The sequence below is a fragment of the Rhodopila globiformis genome (assembly GCF_002937115.1).
GTDB classification, from domain to species: domain Bacteria; phylum Pseudomonadota; class Alphaproteobacteria; order Acetobacterales; family Acetobacteraceae; genus Rhodopila; species Rhodopila globiformis.
The window spans coordinates 1-14,481 of sequence record NZ_NHRY01000269.1; the positions used below are offsets into that span (position 1 = coordinate 1).

Below are 14,481 nucleotides of genomic sequence, written 5' to 3' on the forward strand. Positions count from 1 at the left end.
CCAATCGCCGCTCGCCGCGGACCTACGACCGCGACCTCTACAAGGCGCGCCATCTGATCGAAAATTTCTTCGCCAGGCTCAAGCAGTTCCGTGCCATCGCAACCCGCTATGACAAGACTGCCCGCAACTTCCTCGCCGCGGTCCACCTCGCCGCCGCCGTCGTTTGGCTTAATTGACGACACGCCCTAGTTGGTCTATGATAAAAATGACGAAATCGATCAGATAAGGCTTCCTGTGGGCCGGATCATCTGGGATCAGTCAGGCAAGCAGTCACCGTCCGGGCCATACTCGAACTGCCACCGGGCGTCGTGGTGGTGCAGCCGGCCGGTGGCGAAATCCCGGCGGAACCAGCCGACCCGGCCGACCTTGAGGCAGAGCCGCAGCACGGCCTCGGCCGCATGGGTTGACGTGACGTCGATGACGACGCCGGTCGAGCCGAGGAACCGTCCGGCCGCGTCGTACTCGTAGCGGGCGCGAGGGGGGCCGCCGGGCGTGGCCGCGGGGTGGTGATGCCTCGCCTACGGCGCCCCGGCGAGCGGCGGCGTCTCCGCCAGCGCCTGGTAGACCAGCGTGCGCAGGGCGGTCCGCTCGCGGTACCCCTGCCCCGGCGCCTGGGTCATCAGGATCGCCACGAGATCGTCGGCCGGGTCCACCCAGAACGACGTCCCGCCCGCGCCGTCCCAGCGAAACTCCCCGGCATGCCCCAGCGCGTCCGAGCGGGTGCGGACCGCGACCGTGAAGCCGAAGCCATAACCCGGTCCGAGACCGTTCCCGGGACCGACGGCCACGCCCGGCGGCAACTGGTTCGACGTCATCAGCGCCACCGACGCCGGCGACAGCAGGCGCACGCCGTTCCGTTCGCCGTGGTTGGCCAGCATCAGGGCGAAGCGCATGGTGTCGGCCGCGGTGGACAGCAGCCCCTCGCCGCCGCCGAGGAAGATGCGCGGCTTCGTCACGTCGGTGAGGTCCGGGATGCGCCCGGTGTCCGGATCGGCGCCGGGCTGCGCCACGCGGTGCAGCTTGCCGGGCGGAAGGTTGAAGGCCGTGTCGGTCATGCCGAGCGGGCGGAAGATATGGTCGCGCATGAACGCGTCGCCGCGCTGACCGGAGACGACCTCGACCAGGGCGAGCAGAACGTCGATGGAACGGCCATAGACCCAGCCGGTGCCTGGCTGGAACTTCAGCGGCACCGTGCCGAGCGCCTGCGCCACCTGCTGGTCGGTCAGGCGCTGCGACAGCGGATGGCCGTCGCCGCGTCCGAGCTGGATGCCGAGCCCGGCCCGGCGCATCGCCTGTTCCGCCGCTGACTGGCCGACGCCGTAGGTGATGCCCGAAGTGTGGGTCAGCAGGTCCCGGATGGTGATCGCGCGCTCGGCCGGCACCAGAGAAACGATCGGTTGGCCATTTACATTGGTCGTTTCGACTGCGACGCGCGGATGCGCCAGCGCCGGCAGGTATTTCGATACGGGGTCGGAGAGGTGGATCCGCCCCTGTTCCGCCAGCATCAGCACGGCCACGCCGGTCATCGGCTTGGTCATCGAGTAGATGCGGAAGATGCTGTCGGTGCGCATCGGCGCGCCGGTGGCGGGGTCCGCGAGGCCGAACGCCTGGTCATAGATTACCGTGCCGTGGCGGGCGATCGTCACCACAGCGCCGAGGATGCGCCGCCGCTCGGTTTCGTTGCGGAAGTAACTGGTGATGCGGTCGAACCCGCGCGGCGCGGCCTGCGCCGCCGGGGCCGGCAGGACGGCGGCGGGCGGCGGCCGAGCGTCGGCGCCCCCGGCGGTGCCGGCCATGGCTGGCGTGGCCGCGAGGGTGCTGGCGGCGAGGCACAGTAACCGCGCCAGCCGTCTGATGAGTGCGGCTGGTTCGACGTGGTTCATGCCGGGTGATCCATGCCGGTGCCCGTTTCGTGTGACCGTCCTGTCTGACGAACCGAGGCTAGCGCAGGCTTTCCGTGCCGGCAACAGCGGGGCGAAAGCCTTGTTGGCGTTATGTTCGCTATATGTCCTCGCTACGATCCGGAGCCGGCGCCACATCAGAGAGGTCTTGTACAGAACAAGAATAAATCACGTATTTACAAGGAACAGCGCCATACCTTCGAAGCGCCGCCGACGTCTGACCACCAACCTTGATCATCGCTTTCATTTTGTTGCTTTAGAGTTACAAGAACGTCTTATCGTCTGATAGTACGTTACCATTTCGCACCAGGTACGTCACTTATCCGTTACATTGTTGCTGAGTAACATATATAGGTACTATTAAGTTACGTGTGATGTTATTATGATGTCGCAATGGAGGCGTGGTTACGTACGTCACTATTTTGTGCGACGCGACTGCGCCCACCGCCATGTGGCGAACGGAAATATCAATCGGAGCCAACTTGGACCGAAACAAGAACGAACCTTCTCGGGCGCTCGTTGCCCAGCCCGGAACATCGAATAAATCAGGAACAATAAGCGCCCCGCTTCGAAAGCCAGCTTCGAAAGCACGCCTGGGAAAATTTGGGGCTCTTATTGGATTTCGGGGCGGTGAGACGCTTCACCGTCCATCCGGAACCCGGCAAGACCCTTCAAAACCACAACCGAGCGTCCCGGCAACAATCGGCGCGCGGCCGACAACACGTTCGGAGGTCCGGTTCACCACCGGCCCATTTGCGTTCATCTGCGTTCATCTGCGTTCATTTGCGGTTCCTGAATCAGCGTGGCGGCGGGAGGGATGTTCCAACCCGTGCGTGCTGCGCCAAAGCAGAAATGGAACCGCAGATGAACGCAGATGAACGCAGATGCAGCGGGGCTGTTGCCGCAGCAGGGGCGCACGTCATCCGACAGGGCATTGTCGTGGCCCTTTTCAACACGGTTCTGGTTGGATTTCGCGGCCGTGGAACGCCTCACACGACCACCCCGGAACCCGACAAGAGCCAAACCTGGTTGGGCGAGCGTGTTGGGAAACCCTGCGGGCAGCCAAGCGGGATACCATCCGCATTGGCGTGATTGATCCGGCCCTCATTGCCTTGAATGCCAAGCTGCGCGTTGCGACAGCAACAGGCCGGCCGCATTCCAGCCGCCCTTGCCGCGGGCCGCCCCGATTCCTTTCTCTGCGTGCTCTGCGCCCCGCTCTGCGCGCTCTGCGTTAAATCGCGGTGGCCGGGGCGCCCCCGGCGTTGCAGGTTGGCCGACTCACCGGCAGCGCCGCTCTTTGTTGCGGCACCGCATTTTTGCAACGCAGAGATCGCGGAGCGGGGCGCAGAGCACGCAGAGAAGGAATCGGGGCCGCCCGCGGGGGCGGTGGGTTGATCGCCGTGCCCGCTTCGTCGTGGCCAAGATAATGTGACGGCCGAATCTGCAGGACCGGCGCACCAGCGACGGACCGCCCTGTCGTCATGGCGGCCACCCGGGACAAGCCCGGGCACAGACTCCAAGCCTCTATCCACGCCTTTCCGCCGCTTTGACACCGCCAAACGTGGATGCCCGGCCCTGTGCCCCACTGGCGCTAAAACAAGGGCACGCGCAGCGCGACTCCTCTGTCATCATGGTCGCCGCAGGGCCACCGTCCACGCCTGCGGTGCCGACGCCAGCATAAGGCGTGAATGCCGGTCCTGCGCCCGGCATGACGACGTGGCAACGACCACCGCTGTCGCAACGCTCATGCGGTCCGCGCCCGGCATGACGAAATAGCAGCGGCCGCCACTGTTGCATCGCCAGTGGGGCACCATCCGGGCAACCACGCCGGCCGCCGCCTGCGCAAATCCTGGCGCCGGCACCGGCAAACGGATACACTGGTCTGTGAACGGACAACGGATACAGCGTGGCCTCGATGCACATCAACGACGTCCGCACCGCGGACATGGACGCCGCTTTTCCCAGCGGCGCATCAGGCAGGGCCGCGCGCGGCATGCCTGGCAACCACCCCATTCGGCATCGCCCTACCCGGACCCGGCAGCCATGACCGCGACGCACCACCCCACCCCGGCGGCGCCGGCGTTCGACGACGCCTTCCGCTCCCAGCTCCAGACACTGTTCCGCTGGCGCCGCGACGTGCGCCACTTCCGGACCACGCCCATCCCACCCGCCACCGTCGCCGCCCTGTTCGAGACCGCGTCGCTGGCGCCGTCCGTCGGCCTCTGCCAGCCCTGGCGCTTCGTCATGGTCGACTCGCCCCAGCGCCGCGCCGCCGTCCGGGCCAGCTTCGAACGCTGCAACGGCGAAGCCCTGGCCAGCCAGGACCCCGCGCTGGCACCCGCCTATGCTCGCCTGAAACTGGCCGGCTTCGACGCGGCCCCGTGCCAGTTCGCCGTGTTCGCCGAGTGCGATCCGGCCCAGGGCCACGGCCTCGGGCGCCGGACGATGCCGGAAACGACCGCCTACTCCGCCGTCATGGCGGTGCACACGCTGTGGCTCGCGGCCCGGGCGCTGGGCATCGGCCTGGGCTGGGTGTCGATCCTTGAACCGGCGATCATGCACGAGATCCTCGACGTGCCGCGCGACTGGCAGTTCATCGGCTATTTTTGCCTGGGGTACCCGCAGACCGAGGACGACACGCCGGAACTGGAACGCTTCGGTTGGGCGGAACGGCAGCCGACGGCGGCAGCAACGATCCGCAGGTGATGCCTGGCGTCGCGTTCGTTCGCCGCCATGGACGTCGTCACCAGATGGTGCGCCGGGCGGCCAACGTCTCGGTCGTCACAGACGCCACCAATTATCGCGACACTGAACAGCCTTGATTTTGTTGCTATTTATCAATAAAACGTGTCGCCGGGCGCAGCATGAACCCATCCCCCTGCACCACCGACACAAGGTTCAATCTCCAGTATCTTTTGAAGTGCCATGGTAGGCCTTTGTACAATCGCTACCTCAAAGCCACAATTCATCAAGTAAGTATCCCCCGGCAAAGCCGGGGGCTTTATGGTGTTGGCCGCTCAAAGCGGCAAGCGGGTCGCTGACACGACCCCGGGTTCAGTCGGCCACGAAAGTGGCCGGTTAGCGCTAACAGCCCGTCCAGGCACTACAGCAGACCGCAGGTTGGTTGAGACACGGCGACGGCGCACCTCACTCGTCATGGCCCGGCTTGTCCGGGCCACCTATTCCAGCACGTGTGCCGCGACAGGTGGCCCGGACAAGCCGGGCCATGACGATGAAGACAGGCCGTCTGCGTCCCACCTAACCTGCGGTCTGCTGTAACATCGTGGGCATGCGGCAGAGGCTGCGCTGGCATCCGGGCCCGCCCGCTGTTGCCGGGCGGCGCCGGGCTTGGCGCGCCATGCACAATGAAACTGAGAACTGGAGTCTCGCCATCAATCCTTTGAACAGCCTTTTAGGTTGAGTAGAGCGAATTGAGGGCTTCCGCGGCGCGAAGCCGCCGCAGAAGCACCGTTGACCCAACGCTGTGATGTCGGGTGGTTGAATGGCCTGGAACCATTGGAATGTGGTAAGAATGGGTGGCATCGCTGAGTCAGCCAGGGAAGTGCGAACGCTACAGCAGACCGCAGGTCGGTTGGGACACTGCAGCCCCCTGTCCTCATCGTCATGGCCCGGCTGGTCCGCATAGGCGCTAACATAACGAGGCCGGGGCGGGTCCATTGCCTCCCCGTCATGGCCGGGCGTGTCCCGGCCATCCGCGCTTCAGCGGCGCGGGGTGGATGGCCGGGACACGCCCGGCCATGACGATAAGGAGACGACCACGCCCTGTTCCCGACTATGTTGGCGCGGATGCGGCTCGTCCGGGCCACCTATCGCGGCACATGTGCTGGAACAGGTGGCCCGGACAAGTGTCCAGTCTAAACAACAAGTCGGGCCATGGCGATGAGGGAGCGCCGTCGCCCTGTCTCAATTGACCTGCGGTCTGCTGTAGAAGCCGTTGCTTCGCTTCAGGCCCGCTTTACCCTGTCAAGCATGAGACATCACCCGGCCTCCAGTTCCTCCCGCAGCATCTCCAAAGCCAGCCACTGTTCCTCGGCTCCAGTGAGGGCCGCCTGCGCCGCCTCCAGCGCCTTGGTGACCTCGGCGAACTTCGCCGGCCGCCGGGTGTAGAGATCACCGTCGGATAGCACACCGTTCAGCCGGCCGATCTCCTTCTCCAACTCGGTGATACGGCCGGGCAGCGTCTCTAGCGCGTGCTTGTCCTTGAAGCTCATCTTCCGGATGGCCGGCTTCGCGGCCGGTTCCTCCCGCGCCGCCCGAGGCTTCGCCGCCGGGACGGTCACTGCCGATCTCACCGCCGGGCCGCGCTGCGCCAGCATGTCGGTATAGCCGCCGGCATACTCGGTCCAGCGCCCGTCGCCCTCGGTTGCGATCACCGACGTCACGACGCGGTCGAGGAAATCACGGTCGTGGCTGACCAGCAGCACCGTGCCGCTGTATTCCGCCAGCCGCTCCTGCAGCAGTTCCAGCGTCTCCAGGTCCAGGTCGTTGGTCGGCTCGTCCAGCACCATCAGGTTCGACGGCGTGGCGAAGGCGCGCGCCAGGGTCAGCCGCCCGCGCTCGCCGCCCGACAACACCCCCACCGGCGTGTTCGCCTGCTCCGGCGCGAACAGGAAGTCCTTCATGTAGCCGACGACGTGGCGGTTCTGGCCGTTGACGGTCACCGTGTCGCCCGACCCGCCGGTCAGCGTCTGCGCCAGGGTCAGCGCCGGATCGAGCGTCTCCCGCCGCTGGTCGAGTTCCACCTCGGACAGGTTGGTGCCCAGCTTCAGCTCGCCGCTGTCCGGCGCCAGCTTGCCCGTCAGCAGGTTCAGCAGCGTCGTCTTCCCCGCGCCGTTGCGCCCGACGATGCCGACACGGTCGCCGCGGATCACCCGCGCCGAAAAATCCCGCACCACGGCACGGTCGTCATACGCCTTCGATACATTTTCAGCCACCGCGACCAGCCGCCCGGACAGTTCCGCCTCGGCAGCCTCCAGCTTCACCTTGCCAACCGCCGCCCGCCGCTCCTTGTGCCGCTTGCGCAGCGCGTGCAGGTCGGCCAGCCGCTTCTGGTTGCGCTTGCGCCTTGCGGTGACGCCGTAGCGCAGCCAGTCCTCCTCCACGACGATCTTGCGGCCCAGCTTGTGCCGCTCAAGTTCCTCCTGCTCCAGCACCTGGTCGCGCCAGCCCTCGAAAGACGCGAACCCCTCGTCCAGCACGCGGGTGACGCCACGGTCGAGCCAGACGGTGGCGCGCGAGATCCGCTCCAGCAGCCGCCGATCGTGGCTGATCAGCACGATGCCGGAGCGCATGGCGGCGAGTTCCTGCTCCAGCCACTCGATCCCCGGCAAATCGAGGTGGTTGGTCGGCTCGTCCAGCAGCAGGATGTCGGGTTCCGGCGCCAGCACGCGGGCGAGGGCGGTGCGCCGCGCCTCGCCGCCGGACAGGCGCTGCGGGTCCTCCTGGCCGGTGAGGCCAAGCTGTTCCAGCAGGTAGGCGGCGCGATACTTGTCCGCGGCGGCGGCGTCGCCGAGGCCGGCTTCGACATAGGTCAGCGTGGTGGAGAAGCCGGCGAAATCCGGCTCCTGCGGCAGGTAGCGGATGGTGGCGCCGGGCTGGGCGAAACGGCGCCCGGCATCGGGCTGCACCAGCCCGGCGGCGATCCGCAGCAGCGTGGACTTGCCGGATCCGTTGCGGCCCACGAGGCAGACGCGGTCGCCGGCCGAGACAGACAGGCCGGCGGACGTCAGCAGCGGCGTCGCGCCGAAGGTCAGGGCGATGTCTTGCAGGGTGAGCAGGGGAGGGGCCATGGCGAGGGTCTACACCACAACCCGGGCAACCGCGAAACCGGTTTTGGAGCCGGTTGGGTTGCCGTGGGCCTGGAGGTCCGCAGCGCTTGCTGTCCGGCTGGAAACCGGCACCGCAGGGCATTCGTGGATGCGAGAGTACTGGTCCACTTGTTCCGGGACGGCCGCGGTGCGCGATGGTGCCTCCGCGGCAGGGACGGCGTGGTTGATGGCGTATTTCTGTTCGCACAGAGAAGAAGCCGAGGAGCTTGGAAGGCCCCGGAGAATCAGGGGGGACATCGGGCGGGCTGGTGCGGATGTTCATCGTAGCAGTCCCCGTGGCGGCGCGGCCACCACGATGGGTGAAAAATGGGTGAGGCCGGTGCCTCCCCGTCATGGTGGGCGGCTTCTGCTGATACCGGCACCGCAAGGCGTGGATGGCAACCGGGAGCCTCTGCCCGGGCTCGTCCCGGATGGCCACCATGACGCGGAAGGGCTGCTGCGCCGGATCGGTTATTCCGCCCGGACCCTAACCGCCGAGCGGGCCGATGGTGACCCCAAGATCAGTGACCAGCCCGTTGGCCAGCGAATAAACCCAGCCGTGGACGCTGACTTCCTGGCCGCGCGCCCAGGCGTCCTGCACGAAGACGTCGGCGGCGACGTTGCGCACCTGGCGGATGACGTTCAGCTCGCACAGCCGGTCCAGCCGGGCCCGTTCGTCGGTGATCCGGTCCAACTCGTCCCGATGTTCGTTGAACACCTCCCGGATCGGGTGCAGCCAGTGGTCAACCAGGCCACGCCGCCTGCCGTCCACCGCCGCGCGGACGCCACCACAGCCGTAGTGGCCGACAACCAGGATGTGCCTGACCTTCAGCACGTCAACGGCGAATTGCAGCACTGACAGGTAATTGGCATCCTGTGGTGGCGCCAGGTTGGCCACGTTGCGGTGAACGAACAACTCGCCGGGGTCGAGGCCGACGATTTCGTTCGCCGGCACCCGGCTGTCGGAGCAGCCGATCCATAAATATTCCGGCGCCTGCTGGCCAACCAAGCGCTTGAAGAATCCGGGATCGCCCGCGACCTTGCGCGCCGCCCATGCCCGGTTGTTGGCTTTGAGATTGCTCAGCATGGCCACAACGCAATACGTGAGTCCTATGCCCGGTCAAGTGCCGGCGACGCGCGAAGAGCCGGGCGGTCGTTCGGCGTTCCGGCGATCACCAGAATGGTCAGGGCGCTACGCCGGCGGACGCGGATGCCGGCAGGCGCGGCGGGTCTGATCATTCAACGTGCTCCCACGAAAGTCACCAGCGCCTTCGCGGCCGGACACATGGCGCAAGGGCAACGGTGGCGCAGGAGCCTCACGCCCGTTTGAGATCGTTCTATTCGCAACAACCGAAGATCCGCATCGCGCCGGTACTGTAGCCGCCGGATAAGGCGGCGGCCGGCGGTGCCCTTGACCCCGCCGCCGCGACCGGCATCCTTCCCGCATGACAGCAAGGACATCGGTCATGGCCCCGACGCCGTTCACTCTGTCCATCCCCGAGCAAGACGTCGCCGATCTGCGCACCCGCCTGGCATTGACGCGGTTTCCGGACCAGGCGCCCGACGCGCCCTGGGCCTACGGCACCGACCTGGCGTACATGAAAAACCTCGTGCCGTACTGGCGGAACCAGTTCGACTGGCGGGCGCAGGAGGCGCGGCTGAACGCCTTCCCGCAGTTCAAGGTGGCACTGCCGGACGTCGATCTGCATTACCTGCACGTGCCGGGGCAGGGGCCGGCGCCGATGCCGCTGCTGCTGATGCATGGCTGGCCGGGCTCGGTGTTCGAGTTCCTCGACATCATCCCCCGCCTGACCGACCCTGCCCGCTTCGGCGGCGACCCGGCGGACGCTTTCACCGTCGTCGCCCCGTCGCTGCCGGGCTACGGCCTGTCCTTCAGGCCCGGGCAGAAGCGCTTCAATATCGAGGAGATTGCCGCCCGCTTCGCCACGCTGATGACCGACGTCCTGGGCTACAAGCGCTACGGCGCCCAGGGCGGCGACTATGGCGCCTTCACCGCCTCCCGCCTCGGCTACGCCCACGCGGACGCCCTGATCGGCATTCACATCAACCTGCTGACCATCCAGCGCGACCGCCCGCCGCCGGCGAATCCCACCGAGGAGGAACGCCGATACTTCGCCGACCTGGCCGCCTGGCTGAAGGAGGAAACCGGCTACCAGTGGATCCAGGGCACCAAGCCGCAGACCCTGGCCTATGGCCTGACCGACTCGCCCGCCGGCCTCGCCGCCTGGATCATCGAGAAGTTCCGCAGCTGGACCGACTGCAATGGCGACCCGGAGTCCGTCATCAGCCGCGACCACCTGCTCGCCAACGTTTCATTCTACTGGTTCACCGGCGCCATCGGGTCGTCCTTCTGGCCCTACTACGCCCGGATGCATTTCGGCTGGCCGATTCCGTCGGGCAGCACGATCGCCGTGCCGATGGGCTATTGCGCCTTCCCGAAGGAGATCATCCGTCCGCCCCGCTCGATCGCCGAAAAGACCTACACCAACATCCAGCGCTGGACCCCGATGCCCCGCGGCGGCCACTTCGCTGCCATGGAGCAACCCGACGCCCTCGCCGAAGAGATCCGGGCGTTTTTCCGGGTGCTGAGGACGTGAGGGTTTGCGCCTGGAAATCGGCATCGGGTTGGCATTTGTGGATGATCGAGTTGGGGGGTGGTCCGGGCTGGTGCGGTGTTGGGAGGGGTGCCTCCCCGGGTGGGGACAGCGTGGTTGAGGGCGTATTTCCGCTCGCACAGAGATGGAACTGAGGGTGGCGGAGGGCCGCGGAGGGGCAGGGGGACGGCGCACGGACGGGTGCGGATGGCGCTGTCTTGGCAGGCGGGTTCACCGGTCCGGCCATGCCGCGATTCCTGGCGCCACATGGGGCGGGTCCGTGCCGCAGCATCGGGTCGCCGGTCACCACGAGGGAACCGCTGGGGCACAGGTTCGTGTTTGTTTGTAACAATATGAGACAAAAACGACTTGAGGGTTATGGTCCAGGTTGATCAGGTTGCTCGTGGGATACGAGAGGGTCTGATGTATGCATCGTGCCCGGCCGGCTGTCCTCTCTTCTGCAATCGCTGTCACGATGTCTCAGCGCCACCCGGGATTAGCTGATCGTACGTTGAGTATGCCACGCAGGACCAGGACCGGGAGCTTCCGCATTACGACCTGGTTTTCAGTGGAATCGGGGAAGTTGACCTGGCGCCCGCGCTGACACCGCCGGTTGCGCGCGTGTTGGACGAGCCCGGTGCCATCGTGCTCAATCATCCGGATCGCGTGGCTTGCACACGGCGCGATAATTTGGCGGATTTACTTGGCGGCATGACAGGCGTGCTCGTTCCGCCCGTGGTCCGTGTGGCCGGCGCGCCAGCGATCCGTGGGAAACGCTCCGGCGGTCCGGGCTTTCCCTGCCCGTCATCTATCGCCCGCTCGGCGCTCATGGCGGGCAAGGCGTCCGCCGGATCGATGATATCGCCGGCTTGCGTTCCTGTGTTACCGATCCGGGCTACGTGACGGCGTTCATCGACTACAGGCCGCCCGACGGGTGGTTCCGCAAGTATCGCTTCATCTTTGTCGATGGTTGCCCGTATCCGTATCATCTGGCGATTTCACGCGATTGGCTCGTTCATTACTGGACCGCCGGGATGGCCGGCGACCGTGCACGACAGGCCGAGGAGCAGCGGTTCCTCGCCGATCCCGAGGCTGAGCTTGGCACTTCGGGCGTGACCGCCCTGCGGGCGATCGCTGCCCGGATGGCGCTCGATTTCGGCGGGATCGATTTCGGCATGATGCCGGACGGCAGGATCGTCGTCTTTGAGGCCAATGCCACGATGCTTGTTCATCCCGAGTTGGCGCCGCACTTCGCCTATCGGAACCACGCGGTGACGGCGATCCAGCAGGCATTTCGGACCATGCTGGCATCCCGTCTCAAGGGCTGGCGGCGGGACCCGGCTTGAGGTCGCCACGAACAGCCGCCGCCTGGCCGCGGAAGCCGGTGGCGACGACATACAGCTCACTCGATTCCTTCCGGCTGGCCGGCGGCTTGGCATGGCGGACGCTGGCGAAGTTGCGCTTCAGCAGGTCCAGGATCTGCTTCTCCGAGCCGCCCTGGAACACCTTGGCGACAAAGGCGCCGCCGGGCGCCAGCACCTGCACCGCGAAGTCCAGCGCCAGCTCGGCCAGGGCGACGATGCGCAGGTGATCGGTCGCGGCATGGCCGGTGGTGTTCGGCGCCATGTCCGACAGCACCACGTCGGCCTCGCCGCCCAGTGCCTCGCGCAGGCGCTCCGGCATCGCCGGGTCGTTGAAGTCGCCCTGCAGCACGGTGGCGCCGGGGATCGGGTCCATCGGCAGCAGGTCCAGCGCCAGCACCGACTTCGCACCGCGCTTCACCGCCACCTGCGTCCAGCCGCCCGGCGCCGCGCCCAGGTCCAGCACCCGCACGCCCGGGCGGATCAGGTGGAACTTCTCGTCCAGCTCCAGCAGCTTGAACGCAGCGCGCGACCGCCACCCCTGCTGGCGCGCCGCCGCGACATAGGGATCGTTGAGTTGGCGGGCCAGCCAGCGGGTGGAGGCGGAACTGCGGCTCCTGGCGGTCTTCACCGGCACCGCCAACCCGCGCGAAGGCGGGACGACCGGCTTCTTCATGGGCGGCAGTAATCCCGCCGTCGCCCGTCATACCGCCCGTCATACCGCCCGTCATACCGCCCCTGGCGCAACCGGTGCGCGCGGATCAGCCGCAGCAGCAAACCCTCACGCAGACCACGATCAGCCACGATGACGTGCGGCGCCGGCCACATCCGGGTGATTGCGGCGAACACGGCACACCCCGGCAGCACGAACTCCACCCGATCGGCGCCGACGCAGGGGTGCTGGATCAGCCCCTCCCGCCCGAGGGCACGCAGGTGCGCCAGCGCGTCGGCGGCCTCACGCGCATTCAGTTCAATCCCGTCCACCGCCGGGCGGCGGTAGCGGTCGAGGTTCAGCGCCACGCCTGCCAGGGTGGTGACCGTGCCGCTGGTGCCCAGCAGCCGCACCCCGCCGTCGCGGATTTCGTGCGCGATGCAGTGCACGCGCTCGAACGCCAGCAGGCGCTTCTGCACGTCGGTGACCATCGCCTCGAACCCGTTGGGGTCGAAGCCGGCGTCGCCCCAGCGCTCGGCCAGGGTCACCACGCCGACGGGCAGCGAGTCGTAGCCAATCAGCTCCGGCCGGCCGTGGGCGAGGCGGATCCAGGCCAGCTCGGTCGAGCCGCCGCCGATGTCGAACAGCAGTGCCCGCCGCCCGTCGATGGGCAGCAGAGGGGCGCAGGATTCCAGGGCCAGCTCGGCCTCTTCCCGGCTGGTGATGATGCCGAAGTCGAAGCCGGTTTCCTGCTTCACCCGGCAGAGGAACTCGGGCCCGTTGGCGGCGCGGCGGCACGCTTCCGTGGCGATGGCGCGCACCTGGCGGACCGGGCGGCGCACCAGCCGCGCGGCGCAGGCCTGCAACGCGATGATCGCCCGGTCCATCGCGTCGGGGCTGAGGCGGCCGGTGCTGTGCAGCCCCTCGCCCAGGCGGACAATGCGGGAGAAGCTGTCCACCACCCGGAACCCGCTGCCATGCGGGGTGCCGACGAGCATGCGGCAGTTGTTGGTGCCAAGGTCGAGCGCGGCGAACGCCGGTCCGGGGATACGGCGCGGCGGACCCAGCCGCGGCTCATTGCACGGCGCGGATGTGTCCGGAAAAGGGGCAGCTTGCACCGGCGTCATCAGGAGATTGTCAACCGACTGGCAGAGGGGGGCAAGCGCCGAATGCGCGTACCGGGGTGCCCTGTCGAAATTTTCACTCCTTGGGTTGGGAACAGCGCGGCTTTGCCGGCAGATGCGACACCCGCCAGCCGCCACCGCCGATGGCCTTCAGGTCCCGCACCGCAAGCTGCGCCCGGCGCAGCAGGGTGCGGACGTCCTCACCGCTGCCGATGGGGCGGGAGGCGATGCCGATGGAGAGCGAGGCGCGGTGGCCGTCCGGCAGTTCCTGGAACATCGGCTGCAGGCACAGCGATTCCGCCCGCTCGGCCGCGGTCAGGTGGTCCATGCCGGTCTGCCACAGGGCGAACTCGTCGACGGCGATGCGGGCCACCACGTCGCCGGGCCGCACCATGGTGCGCAGGTAGCTCGCCAGCCGGACCAGGACGCGGTCGACATGCGTGCGTCCCAGGCTGACGGCCAGCCGGGTCAGGTTGTCGATCTCGATCAGGCTGAGGGTCCCCACCGCGCCGTCCCCGTCCAGCCGCTCGATATGCCGATCGGCCTCGTCGAGGAACCAGCGGCGGTTGGGAACGCCGGTCAGACGGTCGATGCCGACCTGCCCGAGGCCGCTGCAGAGCAGGACATGCAGCAGCATGGCGACGGTGGCGGCAAGGCTGTGGTCGCCGTCCTCCCAGCGACGGGCGCCGGCCGCCCGCCACAGCGCCAGGCCGCCCGGGCGGTCGGGCGGCAGCATCCAGGGGCAGGCCAGGATGGCGCGGCCATCCGCGGCGAGCGTATGCGATGGGCGAATCGGGTCGGCGAGCAGCAGGTCGCGCCCGTGGGTGACGGTGGCATGGCCGCCCGGGCCGAGGGCGAACAGCACCGGCTGCTCGGTGTCCGACAGGTCGAGCAGGGCGAGGCCCTCCACGCCCGCGATATCGCGCAGCCTTTCCAAAACCGCGACGATTGAGCCATCATAATCGCCAGTAAAGGGCACGCCGATTACTCCGCGCCAGGG

At 67.4% G+C, this 14,481-nt stretch carries 11 protein-coding genes; 4 read left to right on the plus strand and 7 right to left on the minus strand.

Going from position 1 to position 14,481, the window contains the following annotated elements; genetic code table 11:
- The coding region (locus CCS01_RS29910) for a transposase (protein ID WP_146101497.1) at window positions 1-176 on the plus strand (176 nt) is incomplete at its 5' end.
- 78 nt (window positions 177-254) lie between these two features.
- On the opposite strand, the gene CCS01_RS35830 is transcribed toward CCS01_RS29910, so the two are convergent.
- Both CCS01_RS35830 and CCS01_RS29915 read right to left on the minus strand, forming a co-directional pair.
- Entirely contained in the window at window positions 255-386 is a 132-nt protein-coding gene (locus CCS01_RS35830) for a hypothetical protein (RefSeq protein WP_275112984.1), read from the minus strand.
- 132 nt (window positions 387-518) lie between these two features.
- On the minus strand, window positions 519-1,883 hold the full coding sequence (locus tag CCS01_RS29915; RefSeq protein ID WP_204848472.1) for a serine hydrolase domain-containing protein: 1,365 nt from the start codon (window positions 1,881-1,883) through the stop codon (window positions 519-521).
- 2,061 nt (window positions 1,884-3,944) lie between these two features.
- Here CCS01_RS29915 and bluB point away from each other — a divergent pair.
- Window positions 3,945-4,607, plus strand: coding sequence for a 5,6-dimethylbenzimidazole synthase (gene bluB, locus CCS01_RS29920; RefSeq protein ID WP_104522498.1), 663 nt, complete (start codon window positions 3,945-3,947; stop codon window positions 4,605-4,607).
- Between the two features lie 1,292 nt (window positions 4,608-5,899).
- Here bluB and CCS01_RS29925 read toward each other — a convergent pair.
- Together CCS01_RS29925 and CCS01_RS29930 are read right to left on the minus strand one after the other, a co-directional pair.
- On the minus strand, window positions 5,900-7,711 hold the full coding sequence (locus CCS01_RS29925) for an ABC-F family ATP-binding cassette domain-containing protein (protein ID WP_104522500.1): 1,812 nt from the start codon (window positions 7,709-7,711) through the stop codon (window positions 5,900-5,902).
- 505 nt (window positions 7,712-8,216) lie between these two features.
- Window positions 8,217-8,816: a carbonic anhydrase gene (locus tag CCS01_RS29930; RefSeq protein WP_104522502.1), complete on the minus strand. Its 600-nt coding sequence runs from the start codon at window positions 8,814-8,816 to the stop codon at window positions 8,217-8,219.
- Between the two features lie 379 nt (window positions 8,817-9,195).
- Between CCS01_RS29930 and CCS01_RS29935 the strand changes: the two genes are divergently transcribed.
- The gene (locus CCS01_RS29935; RefSeq protein WP_104522504.1) at window positions 9,196-10,347 is read left to right on the plus strand and encodes an epoxide hydrolase family protein; all 1,152 of its coding nucleotides are present in this window, start codon (window positions 9,196-9,198) and stop codon (window positions 10,345-10,347) included.
- Between the two features lie 866 nt (window positions 10,348-11,213).
- Entirely contained in the window at window positions 11,214-11,690 is a 477-nt protein-coding gene (locus CCS01_RS29940; protein ID WP_104522506.1) for an ATP-grasp domain-containing protein, read from the plus strand.
- On the opposite strand, the gene CCS01_RS29945 is transcribed toward CCS01_RS29940, so the two are convergent.
- The 3 genes from CCS01_RS29945 to CCS01_RS29955 all read right to left on the minus strand — a co-directional run bounded on the left by CCS01_RS29945 (window position 11,662) and on the right by CCS01_RS29955 (window position 14,460).
- Window positions 11,662-12,381, minus strand: coding sequence for an RlmE family RNA methyltransferase (locus CCS01_RS29945; RefSeq protein WP_104522508.1), 720 nt, complete (start codon window positions 12,379-12,381; stop codon window positions 11,662-11,664). The two genes, CCS01_RS29940 and CCS01_RS29945, sit on opposite strands and share 29 nt — an antisense overlap.
- Window positions 12,378-13,484, minus strand: coding sequence for a Ppx/GppA phosphatase family protein (locus CCS01_RS29950; RefSeq protein WP_104522510.1), 1,107 nt, complete (start codon window positions 13,482-13,484; stop codon window positions 12,378-12,380). Before CCS01_RS29950 ends, CCS01_RS29945 begins: the two co-directional genes overlap by 4 nt.
- 73 nt (window positions 13,485-13,557) lie before the next feature.
- On the minus strand, window positions 13,558-14,460 hold the full coding sequence (locus CCS01_RS29955; protein WP_146102028.1) for a GGDEF domain-containing protein: 903 nt from the start codon (window positions 14,458-14,460) through the stop codon (window positions 13,558-13,560).
- Window positions 14,461-14,481 lie beyond the last annotated feature (21 nt).